At 63.3% G+C, this 17,193-nt stretch carries 16 protein-coding genes; 2 read left to right on the forward strand and 14 right to left on the reverse strand.

The window, feature by feature from the left end:
• Position 1: 1 nt before the first annotated feature.
• Together MAFF_RS30000 and MAFF_RS30005 are read right to left on the reverse strand one after the other, a co-directional pair.
• Positions 2 to 1,105 (reverse strand): mandelate racemase/muconate lactonizing enzyme family protein, encoded by a 1,104-nt coding sequence (locus tag MAFF_RS30000; protein WP_010914785.1) that lies wholly within the window; start codon positions 1,103 to 1,105, stop codon positions 2 to 4.
• A 36-nt stretch (positions 1,106 to 1,141) separates the two neighbouring features.
• Positions 1,142 to 1,834, reverse strand: a complete 693-nt coding sequence (locus MAFF_RS30005) for a GntR family transcriptional regulator (protein ID WP_010914786.1) — start codon at positions 1,832 to 1,834, stop codon at positions 1,142 to 1,144.
• A 110-nt stretch (positions 1,835 to 1,944) separates the two neighbouring features.
• Here MAFF_RS30005 and MAFF_RS30010 point away from each other — a divergent pair, with 110 nt between their 5' ends.
• A complete protein-coding gene (locus tag MAFF_RS30010; RefSeq protein ID WP_044549690.1) occupies positions 1,945 to 2,298 on the forward strand; it encodes a LysR substrate-binding domain-containing protein in 354 nt (117 codons plus the stop codon).
• A 38-nt stretch (positions 2,299 to 2,336) separates the two neighbouring features.
• Here MAFF_RS30010 and MAFF_RS30015 read toward each other — a convergent pair whose 3' ends face one another.
• Together MAFF_RS30015 and MAFF_RS30020 are read right to left on the reverse strand one after the other, a co-directional pair.
• On the reverse strand, positions 2,337 to 3,491 hold the full coding sequence (locus MAFF_RS30015; RefSeq protein ID WP_010914788.1) for an efflux RND transporter periplasmic adaptor subunit: 1,155 nt from the start codon (positions 3,489 to 3,491) through the stop codon (positions 2,337 to 2,339).
• A 15-nt stretch (positions 3,492 to 3,506) separates the two neighbouring features.
• Positions 3,507 to 6,692, reverse strand: coding sequence for an efflux RND transporter permease subunit (locus tag MAFF_RS30020; RefSeq protein WP_010914789.1), 3,186 nt, complete (start codon positions 6,690 to 6,692; stop codon positions 3,507 to 3,509).
• A 481-nt stretch (positions 6,693 to 7,173) separates the two neighbouring features.
• On the opposite strand from MAFF_RS30020, the gene MAFF_RS30030 reads away from it, so the two are divergent.
• Entirely contained in the window at positions 7,174 to 7,764 is a 591-nt protein-coding gene (locus MAFF_RS30030; protein ID WP_044551510.1) for a TetR/AcrR family transcriptional regulator, read from the forward strand.
• 334 nt (positions 7,765 to 8,098) lie between these two features.
• Here MAFF_RS30030 and MAFF_RS30035 read toward each other — a convergent pair whose 3' ends face one another.
• From MAFF_RS30035 to MAFF_RS30075, 10 genes are all read right to left on the reverse strand, one after another.
• Positions 8,099 to 9,121 (reverse strand): LacI family DNA-binding transcriptional regulator, encoded by a 1,023-nt coding sequence (locus tag MAFF_RS30035; protein WP_010914791.1) that lies wholly within the window; start codon positions 9,119 to 9,121, stop codon positions 8,099 to 8,101.
• 133 nt (positions 9,122 to 9,254) lie between these two features.
• Positions 9,255 to 10,046: an ATP-binding cassette domain-containing protein gene (locus MAFF_RS30040; protein WP_010914792.1), complete on the reverse strand. Its 792-nt coding sequence runs from the start codon at positions 10,044 to 10,046 to the stop codon at positions 9,255 to 9,257.
• 3 nt (positions 10,047 to 10,049) lie between these two features.
• A complete protein-coding gene (locus MAFF_RS30045; protein ID WP_044549694.1) occupies positions 10,050 to 11,036 on the reverse strand; it encodes an ABC transporter permease in 987 nt (328 codons plus the stop codon).
• A 122-nt stretch (positions 11,037 to 11,158) separates the two neighbouring features.
• Complete coding sequence (locus MAFF_RS30050; RefSeq protein ID WP_010914794.1) at positions 11,159 to 12,094, reverse strand: sugar ABC transporter substrate-binding protein; 936 nt, start codon at positions 12,092 to 12,094, stop codon at positions 11,159 to 11,161.
• Positions 12,095 to 12,319: 225 nt separating this feature from the next.
• On the reverse strand, positions 12,320 to 12,460 hold the full coding sequence (locus MAFF_RS39480; RefSeq protein WP_157866106.1) for a hypothetical protein: 141 nt from the start codon (positions 12,458 to 12,460) through the stop codon (positions 12,320 to 12,322).
• 19 nt (positions 12,461 to 12,479) lie between these two features.
• Positions 12,480 to 13,637 (reverse strand): fumarylacetoacetate hydrolase family protein, encoded by a 1,158-nt coding sequence (locus MAFF_RS30055; protein ID WP_010914796.1) that lies wholly within the window; start codon positions 13,635 to 13,637, stop codon positions 12,480 to 12,482.
• A gap of 160 nt (positions 13,638 to 13,797) precedes the next feature.
• A complete protein-coding gene (locus tag MAFF_RS30060; RefSeq protein WP_044549697.1) occupies positions 13,798 to 14,667 on the reverse strand; it encodes an aldose 1-epimerase in 870 nt (289 codons plus the stop codon).
• A gap of 16 nt (positions 14,668 to 14,683) precedes the next feature.
• A complete protein-coding gene (locus MAFF_RS30065) occupies positions 14,684 to 15,439 on the reverse strand; it encodes an SDR family oxidoreductase (RefSeq protein ID WP_044549700.1) in 756 nt (251 codons plus the stop codon).
• A gap of 15 nt (positions 15,440 to 15,454) precedes the next feature.
• Complete coding sequence (locus MAFF_RS30070) at positions 15,455 to 16,186, reverse strand: ATP-binding cassette domain-containing protein (RefSeq protein ID WP_010914799.1); 732 nt, start codon at positions 16,184 to 16,186, stop codon at positions 15,455 to 15,457.
• A gap of 3 nt (positions 16,187 to 16,189) precedes the next feature.
• Complete coding sequence (locus MAFF_RS30075) at positions 16,190 to 17,167, reverse strand: ABC transporter permease (protein WP_044549702.1); 978 nt, start codon at positions 17,165 to 17,167, stop codon at positions 16,190 to 16,192.
• Positions 17,168 to 17,193 lie beyond the last annotated feature (26 nt).

The raw sequence follows: 17,193 nt of genomic DNA on the forward strand, positions 1-17,193 counted from the left end.
CTCAGCCGATCTCGAAGAAGGGCTTGCCGAGCAGGCTCGGATCCACGTCGATGCCGAGGCCGGGTCCGTCTGGAATGCCCATATGGCTGCCGGTGACGGGCGGGGCGTTGAAGGCCGTGCGCACCGTCACCCATTCATGGAAGGCAATGGCATGCAATCGCCGCTCTTGTGGCGTCGACAGCGATAGATGTGCCATCGCCGCCGTGTCGATCTCGGCGCCGCCCGTGTCCTCGACGGTGATCATGAAGCCAAGATCGACGGCAACGTCGCGGATCTGCCGGGTCCTGGTCACGCCGCCCAGGCGCGAGATCTTCAGCGTCAACCCGTCGGCCGCGCCCAGGCGGTGGATCTCCAGCATCTCTTCCAGCGAGGTGACGGATTCGTCGAGCACCATCGGCTTGTCGAGCATGCGGCGCACCGACATGTTCTCCTCGATCGTGGTGCAGGGCTGCTCGAACGTGTAGTCGATGCCGCGCGTGGCATCGGCGAACTGCCGCGCTTGGTAGGGTGTCCAGCCGGCATTGGCGTCGCAGAAAATCACGGTGCCTTTCGGCACGGCCGAGGCGACTGTCGTTACCCGCTCGATGTCATCGTGCACATTGCCGCCGACCTTGACCTGCAGACGGCGACAGCCCTCCGCAATGATCCTTTTTGCCAGTGCCGCCATCTGATCGAGCGTGCCGTGGGTGACGACCCGGTAGGTCTCCGCCATATCGCTCTCGCGGCCGCCGAGCATGGTGACGAGGGGCACGCCGGCGGCGCGCGCGGCGAGATCCCAGCAGGCCATGTCGAGCGCCGACTTGATGTAGGGATGGCCCTTGAACACCGTGTCCATCAGCCGGCCGATGCTGGCCAGCCCGCGCGGATCGTGGCCGATGAGATGCGGCGCGATTTCCGGCACGCCCGCACGGGCGCCGGCCGGAAACGCGGCCGAGTAGAAATTGCCGAGCGGCGCCATCTCGCCCCAGCCGGTCAGGCCGCTGTCGGCGGTGATGGCAACGATCACCGCGTCGAAGGCGTCGGCCTGGCGTCCCTTGGACATGCGGTAGGGGCCGTCCACGAAGGGCTGCACGACATGGTAGGCTTTGATGGATTTGATCTGCACTCTGTCTGTCCGCTGGCTACATATCTGGGGAATTGGTCAGGCGCCCTTGGACGGGCGCTGTTCGAGGCCGCGCGCATAGGAGAGCAACTGCTCGAAGTCGAGATTGATATGTTCGCGTGCATGACGCTGGGCCGCGCGCATATCGGTGCCCTTCATCAGTTGCACGTAAGTCTCATGGACGTCTTCGGCCGGCACCGGCTCGTTGCGCGCATGCTGGTGCAGCGCGAAATACATTTGCAGCCGGCTGGTCAGCCGCTGCCAGGTTTCAAGAAGCACTGAATTGTCGGCCCATTCATAGATCAGTCCGTGCAGCTGCAGCGCGGTTTCGATCTGACGCGTGGTGTCGAGAGCCCGCGTCGCCTGCTTCACCGCTTCGTGGCGCCGGTCAAGTTCATCGAAGAACCGTTGGTCGCGATGCGGCCATGTCCGTTCGATGGCGAACTCGTCCAGCACCTGGTTGAGCGAATAGGCATCGTCTATGTCCTTGGCGGTGACATCGATGACGAAGGTGCCGGCATAGGGAATGCTGGTCAGGATACCTTCCTGCACCAGCTCGCGCATGGCCTCGCGCAATGGCGCGCGGCTGACCCGCATCTGTTCGGAGATTCTGAGCTCGTTAAGCTTCTGGCCTGGCTGCAGTTGCCCGGTCAGGATGGCGCGGCGCAGCAGCGCGACGATTTCGGCGCGACGCGTCGTATCGGCAATCGGGCTGAAATCCGTCGTCACCATCCGGCCCACTCCAGCGAGTACAGTAGGCAAGACAATCAGATTGTCGACAATCTAACAAGACGGGATTTTCGGATTCTTCATCGCCACCCGCAATCCGATCAAGATGCGGTTTGGACGGCTCAGCGGCGCGGCCGCAGAAGCCGCCCCGCTCCTCGGCGCTGAACATCACATCTGGTTTCGCGGCATGCGGCGGCAGCCGCGCGCCAGACCCGTCGCATGGGCGGCGCGTCGGCCTGTCCAGCCTGGCGATCGCCTCGGCGAGGCTGGGTCTGGGCATTGCGCTCGGCCAGCGTGTAATGGCGCAGGCCGATCTGGAGGCCGGCCGCCTGATCGCGCTGTCAGCGGTCTCGGTGCGCCTCGGTCATCCCTATTGCGCCTTCATGCCACCGGCCAAGGCCGACCGCGCCGATGTCGCCGCTCTTGTCGGCCTGCTTGTAAATGCGGCGCCCACGACCCGTGGGTAGGTCGAGGGCGCCGCGCGGAAACCGGGCCTGCGGGGGTGTCAGGTAGCCGGTTTCTGTGGCAGTGGCGAGATCGGCATTCCGGGCCCGATCTTCTGCAGATTGCCTGTGATCACCTGGTCGCCTTCCGAGATGCCGCTCATGATGGCCACAAGGTCGCCGCTGGTCGGGCCGAGCGAGACCAGCCGCTGGTCGACCGTATTACCCTTGCCGACGACGTAGAGATATTTGCCTAGCTGGCTCGAGCCCAGCGCCGTCTGCGGCACCATCAGCGCGTCAGGCTGCTGCCTGATATGCAGCCGCACGCGCACGTACTGGCCGGGCATGAGCATGAACTTCGCATTGCCGATGGTGGCGCGCGCGGTGATGGTGCCGGTCGAGTGGTCGACCGTGTTGTCGATGAAGGTGAGTTCGCCCTTCTGGCTGGTCTCGGTCTGACCCGGCAGCAGGACTTCGACATCGACCGGGCCGGCCGCGCGAGCCTGCTCGATCTCGGCCAGATCCGTCTCGCTCGGATTGAAGGTGACATAGATCGGGTCGAGCTGCACCAGCGTGTTGAGCACCGTGCCGGCGACGCTGACCAGCGTTCCGACCGAGGCCTGGTTGCGGCCCAGGCGCCCGGGGAATGGAGCATGGATCTCGGCGTAGCTCAGATTGAGCTCCGCCGTGCGCACGGCCGCCTGGTTGAGTGCCAGCGACGCCTGCGCTTCGCGCAAGGTGCTGGTGCGCTGGTCGAAGCTGTCCTTGTCGAGGTAACCGCTCTTGGCGAGCTCGGTGCCGCGGCCGAGATTGGACCGCGCATAGTCGAGCGTCGCCGTGTCGCGCTGGACCTGGGCTTTCGCCTGGTCGAGCGCGGCCTGGAAGTCGTCAGGCGAGATCCTGTACAGAAGGTCGCCCTGCCGCACATCCGCGCCGTCTTGCGCCGTCTGTTCCTGCAAATAGCCGGGCACGCGCGCCTGCAGCGTGATGCTGCGGATAGGCTCGATGCGGGCGGCATAGTCGAGATAGATCGGGATCGTCTTCTTGACCACGTTCGCCACCGGCACCGGCATGACGAATGCCGCCGGAGCGGGCGTCGCCGCACCGGCCGTGCCGCTGCTCAGCCTGAGATTGCCCATGTCGAGCAGGTGGACGCTGGCCACCGAGATCGCGGCTAGCGCGACAGCCGTTCCCAAAGCGATTTTCCATTTACGCATAATATTTCTCCAATCTTATTCGGCCGCTTCCGCCAGGGGAGGGAAGGCGGGTTCGGCAGTTGGTTCAGTATGCTTGGAGGCGGGTTCGCCGCTTCCGCGGCGCTCCCGCAGCTGTTCGATGACCGCGTAGAAGACCGGCACGAACACCAGCGACAGAATGGTCGCGGCGACCATGCCGCCAAACACCGTGGTGCCGATCGACTGGCGGCTTGCGGCACCGGCGCCGGTGGCGAACATCAGCGGCAGCACGCCGAGGATGAAGGCGAAGGCCGTCATCAGGATCGGCCGCAGCCTGAGGCGCGCGGCTTCCATGGCCGCCTCGACAATGCTCAAGCCTTCCTCGCGCCGCCGCCTGGCGAACTCGACGATCAGGATCGCGTTCTTCGCTGCCAGGCCGATCAGCATGACGAAGCCGATCTGCGAGTAGACGTCGATCTGCATGCCGCGCACCGACAGGGCCGCGAACGCGCCAAACAGAGCGAGCGGCACCGCCAGCAGCACCATGAACGGCATCGCCCAGCTCTCATACTGCGCCGCCAGGATCAGGAAGACGAAGACGATGGCGAGGCCGAAGACGACGGACGCGATCGATCCTGCCTTGAGCTCCTGGAAGGTGATGCCGGTCCATTCGAAACCGAAATCCCTGGGGAGCGCGGTGGCCGCCGCCCGTTCCATGGCGGCGACCGCCTGGCCCGAAGAGAAGCCCGGTGCGGCGCCGCCATTGATCGAGGCCGAGGCGTTGTTGTTGTAGTGCGGCACGGTTTCCGGCCCGACGAACGGCACGAGCTTGCCCAGCGTCGAGAGCGGCACCATGCCGCCCGACGCGTTGCGCACATAGAGCCTGGAAATGTCGGCGGCGCCCGCACGTGCATCCTTGTCGGCCTGGATGGTCACCCGGAAGGTGCGGCCGAACAGGTTGAAGTCGTTCACATAGAGCGAGCCGAGATAGATCTGCAGTGTGTTGAAGACGTCGGGCAGGTTGAGGCCGAGAAGCTTGGCCTTGCTGCGGTCGAGGTCGTAGTTGAACTGCGGCGTCGAGGTCGAGAACGGCGAGAACAGCTGCTGCGGATTGATTTCCGGCTGCTTGCGCGCCTCGGCGATCACGGCTTGCGTCGCGTCATTGAGGGCCGTGCTGCCGCGGCCGGTGAGGTCCTCGACGACGAATTCGAAGCCGCCGGTCGTGCCGATACCCGGGATCGAAGGCGGATCGAAGGAGAGCGCGAAAGCTTCCGGAATCTGCATCAGCTTGCCGCGCACGTCGGCGACGAGTTTCGACGCGCTCTGGTCGGGGCCACGTTCTTCCCAGGGCTTCAGGATGGCGAACTCGACCGCCGAGTTCGACTGCGCCGCACTGGTCAGGAAGTTCAGGCCGCTGATCGAGCCGACAATGTCGACGCCCGGCGTCGCCTGCAGGATATCGCGCGCCTTCTGGGCCACCGCGTCGGTGCGCTCGAGCGAGGCGCCGTCGGGCAACTGGATGACGACGAAGAAATAGCCCTGGTCCTCGACCGGAAGGAAGGTCGAGGGCAGCTTCTGCCAGACGAAATAGGTGGCGACCAACCCGGCCGCGAAAAGGCCGAGCATGATCCAGCGCAGGCGAATGAGGAAGCGCACACCATGAGCGTAGGCGTGGGATATCTTGTCGAAGCCGGTGTTGAACCAACGGAACAGGAAGAACTGCGGCCCATGCCGATGACGCAGGAAAGCGGCACTGAGCGCAGGGCTCAGCGTCAGCGAATTGAAGGCCGAGATGCCGACCGAAATCGCCACCGTCAGCGCGAACTGGTTGTAGAGCCGCCCCGAGACGCCCGGAATGAAGGCGACCGGCACGAACACGGCCATCAGCACCGCGGTGGTGGCGATGATCGGACCGGTGACTTCGGCCATGGCGGCCTTGGTCGCCGCGAGTGGCTTCAACCCGGCCTCTAATTGTCGTTCGACATTCTCGACCACCACGATGGCGTCGTCGACGACAAGGCCGATCGCCAGCACCATGCCGAGCAGGGAGAGCATGTTGAGCGAGAAGCCCAGCATCTCCATGACGACCAGCGTCGCCACCAGCGACACCGGAATGGCGATGGTCGGGATGATGGTCGTGCGCCAGCTCTGCAGGAAGATGAACACCACGGCGACGACCAGAACCAGCGCTTCGCCGAGCGTGATCAGCACATCATGCATCGATGCCGAGACGAAGCGCGTGGTGTCGTAGTGCATGGCATAGGATACGCCCTTGGGGAACCGCGCCGACAACTCCTGCATCTTGTCCTTGACGCGCTGCTGAAGGTCGAGCGCGTTGGAACCGGGCATCTGGTAGACCGCGAGAACGACGGTCGGGTCCTTGCCGAAGAAGGCCGACGACGAATATTGCAGCGCGCCGAGCTCGATACGCGCAACGTCGCGCAGCCGCACCAGCGAGCCCGTGTCGGTGTTGGCGCGCACCACGATGTCGCCGAACTCCTTCGGGTCGCTCAGGCGGCCGACGGCGTTGACCTGCATCTCGAAGGCGGTGCCGGCGGGCGCCGGCGACTGGCCGATCTTGCCGGCCGCCACCTGGACATTCTGCTCGGCGATGGCATTCTGCACGTCGACGGCGGTGATGCCGAGATTGGCAAGCTTGTCCGGATCGAGCCAGATGCGCATCGAATAGCGCCGCTCGCCGAAGATCTGCACGTCGCCGACGCCTTGCAGCCGCTTCAGCGGATCGACGACCTGCAGGTAGGCGAGGTTCGACAGCGCCACCGGATCGACCGACTTGTCGGGCGAGGTGAGGTTGACGATGAGCACGAAGTTCGGGTTCTGCTTCTTGATCGTCACGCCGCCCTGGTTGACGATCGCCGGCAGCGACGAGGCCGCCTGCGAGACGCGGTTCTGGACGTCGACGGCGGCGGTGCTCAGGGAGTAGCCGACATCGAAGGTGATGGTGATGGTCGAGGAGCCGTCATTGGAGCTCGTCGACGACATGTAGGTCATGCCCTGCACGCCGTTGATCTGCTGCTCCAGCGGCGTCGTCACCGTGTCGGCCACGACTTGCGCGCTGGCGCCGGGATAATGGGCGCTGACCACGACCTGGGGCGGCGTGATGTCGGGAAACTGCGAGACCGGCAGCAGGAAATAACAAATCGTCCCGGCGAGCACCATGATGATGGCGATCGCCGAGGCGAAGATCGGACGGTGAATGAAGAAGTTTACCACGACACACATGCCTCGCCGGCTGCTGTTGCCCGCCCGAAGGCGCTGGCAACTCTGGACAACTGGCCGTGCCCGTCACGGGAGGCTTCCCGTGAACGCAGCAACGGCACCTCACGACGCTGCCCATCGGCAAGCGAGCGAAGCATCTTCTCGAAGGCGCGGGGGTCGACCCCATCTGCCCTCATGACCAGCCGGATCATCGGATCCCGGACGGCCTCATCTATGGTAAGATCACGGCGCTGTGTCATTGGCCGGCTCCTTGTCTGTCGGTACCGCAGCCCATGCTCGCGAACCGTTTTTCATTTCCTCACCGGCCGGAGCCGCATGATTGGCAGTTTCTCGTCCGTCTCATCTGGCAGGACCAGTTCACGGCCTTGTTATTGACGACGGGCGACATAGGTGTTACCAGTAAGTAACATGCTGGAAGTTACAGACCGGTAACACCCTAGTCAAGAGGTGGCCGAGGGTTTTTTGGAAACGAAAGGAGATCATGATGACAGACGGCGTCGTGGAGCGCTCTCGTCCCCGGGATCGAATCCTGGAGACGGCACGCGACATGTTCCACAAGCACGGCATCAAGGGCGTCGGCGTCGACGCCATCACCGAAGCTGCCGGCACGAACAAGATGACGCTCTATCGTCATTTCGAATCCAAGGACGAACTGATCGTCGAGTGTCTGCGCGCAAATGCGGCCAAGGCCGGCGCCATGTGGGACGCCTTCGAGGCCGAGTTTCCCGGCGACAAGCTCGCGCAACTGCATGCCTGGGTTCGCAAGGCGGCTGCCATGCTCAATGCTGACGGCCGTGGTTGCGACATGGCCAACGCCGCCGCTGAACTGACCGAGCCGGACCATCCGGCGAGGCTGGTGATCAAGGAACTCAAGGAAGCCCAGCGCGAACGCCTTGTGACGCTGTGCCGGGGTGCGGGCATCGGTCAGGCCGAACTGCTTGCCGATACGCTGTCGCTGCTGTTCGAGGGCGCCCGTGTCAGTGTACAGACTGTGGGCGCCGAAGGTCCGAGCACGCAGTTCGTGCGTATGGCCGAAGGCTTGATCGTTTCCTTCCGAGGCACTGCAGCCGGTTGAAGTCCGCCGCGACTGTTGGCGATTTGCCGGTCGTATGAGCGAGGCGATGCTTGGCGCCCTTTGGCGCGGGCGGCACAGGAATTTCCGACGGCTGAACGAAAAAAGCCCGCTGCCGGGAGGAGGTGGCAGCGGGCTCGATTTCGAATGTGGCGCGGGAGGAGGTGCACCCCATTCAGCGTCGGCATCGCATCTGGGAGGAGTAGATGGCCGACAACCAGAAGCTACGAGTTGCCCAATGATTCGGCAACAATGAATTGTGCATAGCAGCTGTGCAGATTTGCCGTGTCAATTATCAGACAAATCCAGGAAACCGGCTTTTCCGAGGCTCCTCGCCTTATTGCACCGGCACGTTTTCTCGGAAAATCAGGCGCGGCTCGATGAATTTGCGGGTGAGATAGGGCGCCGATGAGGCGATGGAGCCGAGGAGGCGGATAACCGACTGTTCGGCGATCAGCCTGGCGTTCTGGTCGATGACGACGTCGGCGAGGTCATCGACGAGATAGCCGCGCGTCTCCTTCGTCAGGTCATGGCAGATGAACACCGGTTTGCGATTGGGCCTGGCTTCCCGGATGGCTTTCGCAACGCCAGAGCGTCCGGCCCCGACGCAATAGATGCCGAGCAGCTCCGGTTCGTTGTGCAGCGCCTTCATCGTTTCGGCGTAGCTGGCATCCGGTTCGTCATTGATTTCGACGGCGCTGGTCACGGTGAGGTTGGGAAACTCCTCGCCGAGCACGGAGCGGAAACCCATTTCGCGCTCCTCATGGCCGCGATAGGAGCGCGAACCGACGACCATCGCCAGATGGCCCTCGCGGCCGCCGAGGAAACGGCCCATCAGAAGCGCCGCCGTCCGGCCTGCTACCCGGTTGTCGATGCCGACATAGGCCGAGCGGGGAGCGGCCGGAATATCGGACACCAGCGTCACCAGGCGGATGCCGGCCTCGACTATGTCGCGCAGGATGTTGCGGGTTCGCGGATGGTCGATGGCGATGACTCCGACGCCATTGGCCTTTAGCGACAGGTTTTCCACGGCGCTCTGCAGCGCGTTCGGCGAGATGCCGGCGAGGTTGTGGATCCGGCACGAAGCGACCAGCGGCAGGCGTGATGCATAGTCCTCGATGTGCCTTGCCAGATCCTGCATGAAGGCGTTGCTGCCGATCGGCAGGAAGAATTCGAGGTTTGCTGGTCTGGAGGGAAGCGTCACCTGGTCGGCGACCGGCAGGTAGCCGAGCTGCTTGGCGGCTTCCATGACGCGTTGCCGGTTGGCGGCGCTGGCGCCCGGCCTGTTGTTGAGCACCCTGTCGACCGTCGCGGTCGAGAGCCCGCAATTCCTGGCGATGTCGGAGACGGTGGCCTTCATGCCGCAACCCTACGCGCCGACGCGATGACGCGCCAGACAAGCGATTTCGCAGCCGATGCGATCCGAGGGACGGGTGATCGACATCCATCACCGCGATGCGCGTTTGGCTGGTTCGACAACGCGGCTTCCGCCCTCAGTGCGCCGGCTTGCCGTCGGCGATGGCTTCGCGGATTTCCTTGTCCGACATGCCTGTTATGATCCGTTCGACTTCCGTCACGGTTGTCTTCTTGGGGTCGATGTCGTCGGCGACCACCTTGCCCCGGCGCATGACGACGATGCGGTCGACCACCTGGAAGACATGATGGATGTTGTGCGCGATGAAGATGCAGGAATGGCCGGAATCGCGGGCGCTGCGCACGAAGCTCAGCACGCCTTGTGTCTCGGCGACGCCAAGATTGTTGGTCGGCTCGTCGAGGATGATGAGGTCGCTGTCGAAATGCATGGCGCGTGCGATCGCCACCGCCTGGCGCTCGCCGCCGGAGAGCGAGCCGATCGGTGTCGTCGGCGGAATGTTCTTCGAAATGCCGACCTGTTTGAGCAGGTCGCGGGCGACAGTGTTCATCGCCTCCTGGTCCATGCGGTTGAGGAAACGCGGCGGCTTGATCGGCTCGCGACCGAGGAACAAATTGCGGGCGATCGACAGTTGCGTGACCAGCGCGGAATCCTGGTAGATCGTCTCGATGCCCTGCGCGATGGCGTCGCTGGTGCTGCGCAAGGTGACCTTCTTGCCGCGGATGAAGATGTCGCCGCTGGTCAGCGGCACCGCGCCCGACAGCACCTTGATCAGTGTCGACTTGCCGGCGCCATTGTCGCCGAGCAGGCCGACGATCTCGCGCTCGTTGACATGGAAATTGGCGTCCTCGAGCGCCTGCACGCGGCCGTAGGACTTGCGGATGTTCTGCATGCGGATCAATGGCTCGGCCATGGTTCAAGTCCCTGCCTGGTGCCGGCGTTCCAGCCATGAGTGGAGCGCCATCATGCCAAGGATGATCGCGCCGATGAAGATGTTGTAGGCAAGACCGGGCACGCCGATCAGCACGATGCCGTTGCGCATCACGCGCAGGATCAGGATGCCGAGCACGGTGCCGATGATGGTCCCGCGTCCGCCGGTCAGCGCCGTGCCGCCGATCACCACCATGGCGATGACTTCGAGCTCGTAGCCGGTGCCGCTGTTGGGATTGGCGGCCGACGTGCGCAACGAAGAGATGACGCCGGCCAGCGAGGCCATGAGCGACGACAGCACGAACAGGCCAATCTTGACGCGGTTGACATTCACGCCGCGGGCGCGCGCCGCGTTGGGATTGCCGCCCGCCGCCTGGATCCAGTTGCCGGTCCGGCTTTGCGTCAGCACAAAGCCGAGCGCGATCGCCGCGGCGATGAACCAGAACAGCGACATGTAGATGCGGAACGGCCCGATGAAGAAGTCGCCGACCAGCGCCTCCGCCAGCCAGCTGCCCTCGGCGCTCCAGGTGCGCTGCGGAAAACCGTCGGTGATGAAAAGGGCACTGCCGCGCACTACGAGCAGCATGCCGAGGGTCACCAGGAAGGACGGGATCTTGAGCTGCGTGACGAACCAGCCATTGACCAGGCCGATCAAGGCAGCAACCACCAGCGCGATGACGAAGCCCATCTCCAGCGAGGTGACGCCGCCGTTGAACAGCGTCCACATCAGCACGGGCGAGAAGCCGAACAGGGATCCGACGGACAGGTCGAATTCGCCCGATGTCATCAGCAAGGTCATCGCCAGCGCGATCAGGCCGAGCTCGACGGTGAAGGCCAGCGTGTTGGAGATGTTCTGCGGCGACAGGAAGTCGTGGTTGAAGCCCCAGAAAACGCCGATCTCGACGACGAGCAGCACGAAGGGACCGAATTCAGGCCGCGCAATCAGGCGTTGGACAAGCGAATGATTTTCCACAGGGAACCCGCGACATGGTTTTGAACGGGCCGCGATCTCCACCCGCCTTGGATGGATGATCGCGGCGCAAGAAAGATGTCTGGCGCCGCGTATCAGACGAGCGCGGCGCCAGGGATCGCGGTTTATTTGCCGGACAGGATCTTGTCGTAGACGCCGGCGGTGTCCTTCTCGTAGAGCGCGCCGGTGATGACGTTGAAGCCCGGAGGAATGCCTGACGCCGCCATGTTGGCGAGCGACAGCGCGACATAGCTGGTCGCCTGCGGGTCCTGCCACTGGCCGGCATTGACGTAGCCGTTCAGCACTTCCTGGGTGGTATCGAGCGAGTTGCCCCAGCCGACAACAGGGATTTCGCCCGGCTTGACGCCGACCTGGTCGAACACCCGCTTGATCGAGCCGGTGACGAGGTCGCCCAGTCCGATGATGGCCTTGACCTTGCCCTTGTGGGCGGTGAGGTAGTCGACCATGCGGTTGATCACCTCGGCCTGGTCGAGCGTCGCCTCGGTCACTTCATAGGTGATGCCGAGCGGTCCGAAGACGCTCTTGATGCCTTCCTCTTCCTGGACGCCATAGGTGGCGCCGGGGACCTCGACGGGCATCCAGACGAAGTCGCCCTTTTTCACCAGGCCCTTGTCGACCAGATATTGCGCCCAATGCTTGCCGAAGGTGACGTTGTCGCCGCCGACATAGGCATTGAAATTGGCTTTTGGATCGGGCGTGTTGAAGTTGATGATCGGGATGTTGGCCGCGCGGGCTTCCTTGACGATCTCGACGAGGCTGCCCGGATCAGGGCTGGTGGTTACGATGCCGTCGGCCTTGGCCGAGAGGGCAGCGCGAACCGCTTCCTGCTGGGAGGCGACGTCGCCATTGTGGAACGAGGTGTTGACGGTGTTGCCGGTGTCCTTGGCCCATTGCTTGGCACCGGCCAGGAAGTAGGTCCAGACCGGATCGGCCGGGCCGCCATGCGAAATCCAGTAGAAGGTCTTGGCCTGCGCGGCTGCCGGAATGAGCGTCAGCGCGACCAGCAGGCCGTAAAGCACAAGTCTCAGTCTTGTCAGCATTTGATTTCCTCCCGGTTGAAGATGATCCGTCTCTTGTTCCGGCTTCAGCCGGATCGCGTCTTTTGCCAGCGCCGCACGGATGCCTCAGAGCATTCCCTTTTTCGACGGATGGCAAGCCTCCATCTGCAGATGTAGTTGGCGCCTGACGCGGCGCCATCAGCAGTCCCATCAGATTGCATCAGTCGGGTGATTTTTTCAGGGCGGCCGGATGATTGGCGGCGAGGCTCAGCCGAGCGGGTTGTCCCCGCTGTGTCCGGCGTGCCAGTGGCGCCACAGCCGGATGAGCCGGTCGATCGCCAAGGCAAGCAGGACCAGAGCACCGGTGGTGAAGGCGACCCGGATGGCATCCACACCAAGCAAGGTCATGGCGTTTTGGACAGGTTTCTTAGATCAGATCGGCCTTTGCCAGGTCGCGCATGAGATGGCTGGCGCCGTAGGTCCAGTGCGGGCAGTCGGGCGACAGCCGCACCCGGTTGACCAGCGCGCCGAATTTTTCCGACGAGATGGTGACGATGTCGCCGACCTTGTGGGTAAACCCCTTGCCCTTTTCGCCGCGGTCCTTCGACGGCACGAACATGGTGCCGAGATAGAGCGCCAGCCCGTCCGGATACTGGTGGTGCGGGCCTATGGCCGCGGCAACCAGCTCTTCCGGCGAACGGCTGATCTCGGCCATCGAGCTCGCGCCCTCCAGCGAGAAGCCATCCTCGCCCTCGACCTTGAGGCGCACCACGGCGCGCTTCACGTCGTCGATCGAGAAGGTGTCGTCGAACAGTCGGATGAAGGGTCCAAGTGACGCCGAAGCATTGTTGTCCTTGGCCTTGCCGAGCAGCAGGGCGGAGCGCCCTTCGACATCGCGCAGATTGACGTCGTTGCCGATGGTGGCGCCGACGATCCTACCGCTCGACGCGGCGATCATGGCAATCTCCGGCTCCGGATTGTTCCAGGTCGACACCGGGTGCAGGCCGACATCGGCGCCGAAGCCGACCGAGGCCATCGGCTGGCACTTGGTGAAGATCTCGGCGTCGGGGCCGATGCCGACTTCCAGATATTGCGACCAGGCGCCGCGCGCGATCAGCTTGGCCTTGATCTCCATGGCTTCCGGCGAACCGGGCTTGAGCTTCGACAAATCATGGCCGATCAGCCCGGCAATGTCGGCGCGGATGGCGTCGGCCTTTTCCGCCGAGCCGCGCGCCTGCTCCTCGATCACCCGCTCGAGCAGGCTCACGACGAAGGTGACGCCCGATGCCTTGACCGCCTGCAGGTCGACCGGGGAGAGGAGATAGGGCTTTGCCGGATCGCGGCTGGTCTGAAAACTGTTGGCCGCGATGTCGTCGAGCGAGCCGATCGGCTTGCCCTTGGCCGAGCGCACATGCCCTGCCGGATCGGCCATCTCGCAGATGTCCCGCACGGTCGGTGCCGCGCTCGACGTGATGTCGAAGACGGTGCCGTCACGCACCGTGACGATCAGGGGATGGGGCACATCAGGCGATCGAGCGCGGCCGAGAAAGACGCCATCGTCAGGCAGAAACGTCATGTTTGTCATTGCACTCTCGTCATTACGCAGGATGGTTCACTGTTATGTGGTGCGCATGGTCTCTTCAAGTCGACACGCCCTGAAGCAGCATGTGCCAAGCGACAGACGGTCAACGGAAAAGGCCTTTGCCACCATGTCGCTGCACCGATTCGCGACGTCCGATTTGGCGCTACAGCTCACCCCAGCGTAACCGCAAATGCGCGCTTGTCGATTCGCCTTTTTCCAGCGTGGTCAGGCCGCTGCCGTGATGGGCGTCCACCACATGTGAAACGGGTTCGAAGCAGAAGAAATCAGCGTCTCGTGCCGGCGAATAGAGGACGAAGACATTCAGCGAGGGCGATGCCTCGACCGTGACGGCGATAGCGTCATCCGGCTGGATGATCGAGGCGTGCCCGTTCCAGCCTTCGAAGGCATTGTTGACCCAGGCGTCGGGAAGCGGCGCGGCTTGCGAAAAATCCCAGTCCGGCCGCGAGGCTAGCGGCACCACACCCGTCGGCAGGTGTCGTTCGTCCTCCAACCAGACACTGTGCGCCGATGCTAGGAGCAAAGTGCGCGGGCGGCGCGGGAACCAGGGGTGGAAACCGAGCCCGTAGGGCAGCCGGATGGCGGCTCGGTTCTCGACAGCCAGCACGGCGGACAGCGCGCCTTCGTCCAATGCATAGCGGACGCTCGCATGGTAGCGGTAGGGTCCGATCGCCCCATCCTCCAGAACCAGCTCCATTTCAGTGCCGGTTCGCCTCGTCAACCGCCACGGCCTTTGAAATGCGTCGCCGTGGAGTGGGAACGGCTCGCCTTCGACATTGGGCTCTATCGCATGGAAGCACCCGTCAAACTCGAAGCCTCCACCGGAAATGCGGTTTGACCAGGGGATCAGCAGTTGGGACCCGAACTTCAGCAGCCCCCTCGATGGCTCAAGCACAGGGGTGGGTGCTCGGCCGGGGCGGAGCGCGTCGTAGCGCAGGATGGCGGCGCCCTCGCGGGGACGCACCACAAGGCTTGCACGCCCATCGGCAAGTTCGATCTCATCGCCGTTGGTCATTGAAAAGCAGCCATGGCTACCATCCGCCATCAATGTTGATGTTCTGACCGCTGATCATGTCCGAGGCCGGGGAGACGAGGAACAGCACGAGATTGGCGATATGCTGCGGCTCGATGCGTCTCTTCAGGCATTGGTTGGCGAGGATCCAGTCATTGTATTCCTCGAGTCGTTCTCCGAAGACGCGCTCCTCTGCCTCGGAAACGACGGCGCCGGGCGACACTGCATTCACAGTGATGCCGTGTGATCCCAATTCCCGCGCCAGCGACTTGGTGAGTCCCAGCATGGCTCCCTTCGAAGCCACATAGGGCACGTAGCCGTCCCAGCGGCCGTTCAGCGTCACAGAGCAGAAATTGACGATCCTGCCCTGGCCCTTCTTCTTCATGCCTGGGGCGCAGGCGCGCGCCAGCGCGAAGGCGGCTGACGAATTCACACGGATCTGGTCCTCGTACTCGCCAAGTGAGAATTCCTCGAACGGACGATTGATGATGAGCGCCGCGTTGTTGATCAGGATGTCGATCGTGCCTTCTTTGTCGGCGAGCGCCTTGACCGCTGCCTCGGCTTCGGCCAGCTGGTTCAAGTCGCAACCGACATAGACGATCGTACCCTTGTTTGCCGCGGCCAATTCCGCTGCGATTCCGGGCCCTTCCGCATTCTCCGGTCGGTCAAGCAGAAGCACGCGCGCTCCAGCCCGGGCAAGCGCGGCAGCCTGGGCGCGGCCGAGCGAACCCAGACCGCCCGTCAGGAGCACAACTTTGCCGGAAAGGTTCGTCATCACCGTTCCCGCTCCTCAAAGCACGTTGTGAACTTCATCGATGGAGGTCTCTTCGATGCGCTTGTCGAGCACGACCTCGCCGCGCGCCATCGCGACCACGCGATCACAGCAATCAAAAACGTGATGCATGTTGTGGCTGATGAAAACGCCGGTCACCCCTTGCGCCTTCAATCCACGTACAAAGCCGATGACCTTGCTGGTCTCCTTGACCGAAAGGTGATTGGTCGGCTCGTCGAGGATCATCACCTTCGACTTGAAATGCATGGCCCGCGCGATGGCGACGCCCTGCCGCTGGCCGCCTGACAGTTCACCGACCAGTGCGTCGGGCGAGCGCAGATGCAGGTCGACATTGGCGATCGCCTTTATGCTTTCGCTGCCCATCTTCTTTTGATCCAGGATGCCGACGCCGAATACGGAAAACAGCGTCGGTTCGCGGCCGATAAACAGGTTCCTGGCGATCGACATGGTGGGGACCATCGAATTGTACTGGTAGATGGTCTCGATGCCGAGGTTCATCGCGTCGCGCGGCCTGGCGATCCTAACCGGTCTGCCTTCGACCAGGATCTCGCCTTCGTCGGCGGTATGGACTCCTGACAGAATGTTGATGAGCGTCGATTTTCCGGCACCGTTGTCGCCGACCAGCCCAAGAGCCTCGCCGCGCTTCAGGTCGAGGCTCACGCCCTTCAACGCATGGACACCGGAATACCATTTGTGAAGATTGCGGACAGAGATGATTGCATCTTCCATGGCTCAGCCCTCCATCTTGATCGCCTTGGCGCGCTTGCGCATCCAGGCATTGGCGACGACGGCGAAAATGGTCAGGAAGCCGATCGCGAATTTAAACCAGTTCGCGTCGACATTGGAGAGCACTAGCCCGTTGTCGATGATGCGGATGAGGATTGTACCGATAATGCCGCCAGCGACCGTACCGATGCCGCCTGCGAGCGAAGCGCCGCCGATGACCGCCGAGGCCACCGCCTGGAGTTCCAGACCTTCGCCAATGGAAGGCAAAGGAGAACCCAGCCTCAGCACTTGCAGGATGCCGGCGAAACCCGACAGCATCGAGCAAAGCACGAAGCATGCGAGTTTTACCCTCGCGGTCGGGATGCCCATCGAGGCGGCAGCGGGGTGGAAGCCGCCGGTGGCCTTTATCCAATTGCCGAAATTGGTTCGGGAAAGCATCAGTGACGTCAGCAGGGCAATTCCCGCAAACCACAGGAACGACATGCGGAACATGTTGCCGGGGCCGACGAACGAGGTGAACAGCCAGTTCGGCAGATCGGCCGGAAGCAAGGGTGGAAACCCGCCCGAGACGACGATCGTCAGTGACCGGGCGATGAAAAGCATGCCGAGCGTGGTGATGAAGCTCGGGATCTCGAACCAGATCGTCACATAGCCGTTGATAAATCCGATCACCGCGCAAACGACAAGCCCGGCCAGCAAGGCAAGAGGGAAAGGCACCCCTTCGACCATGAGGACCGCCATGCACATCGGCATCAGCGCGAACACCGATCCAACCGACAGGTCGAACTCGCCGCTGATCATCAGGATCGTGACGCCGATGGCGACGAGGCCCGTTTCCGGCAGAATGCCGAGTATGCCACGCAGGTTGTCCTGATTGAGGAACACGCCATCCGAGCGGATCTCGAAAATCACCACCAGAAGCACCAGCAGGATCAGTCCCGCCAGTTCCGGCTTTTCCAGATAGGTCTTGAAGAGGCGTTTCAAGGCAGGCTCCAGGAATTCGAGGCAAG

Source organism: Mesorhizobium japonicum MAFF 303099, from assembly GCF_000009625.1.
In the GTDB taxonomy this organism is placed as follows: domain Bacteria; phylum Pseudomonadota; class Alphaproteobacteria; order Rhizobiales; family Rhizobiaceae; genus Mesorhizobium; species Mesorhizobium japonicum.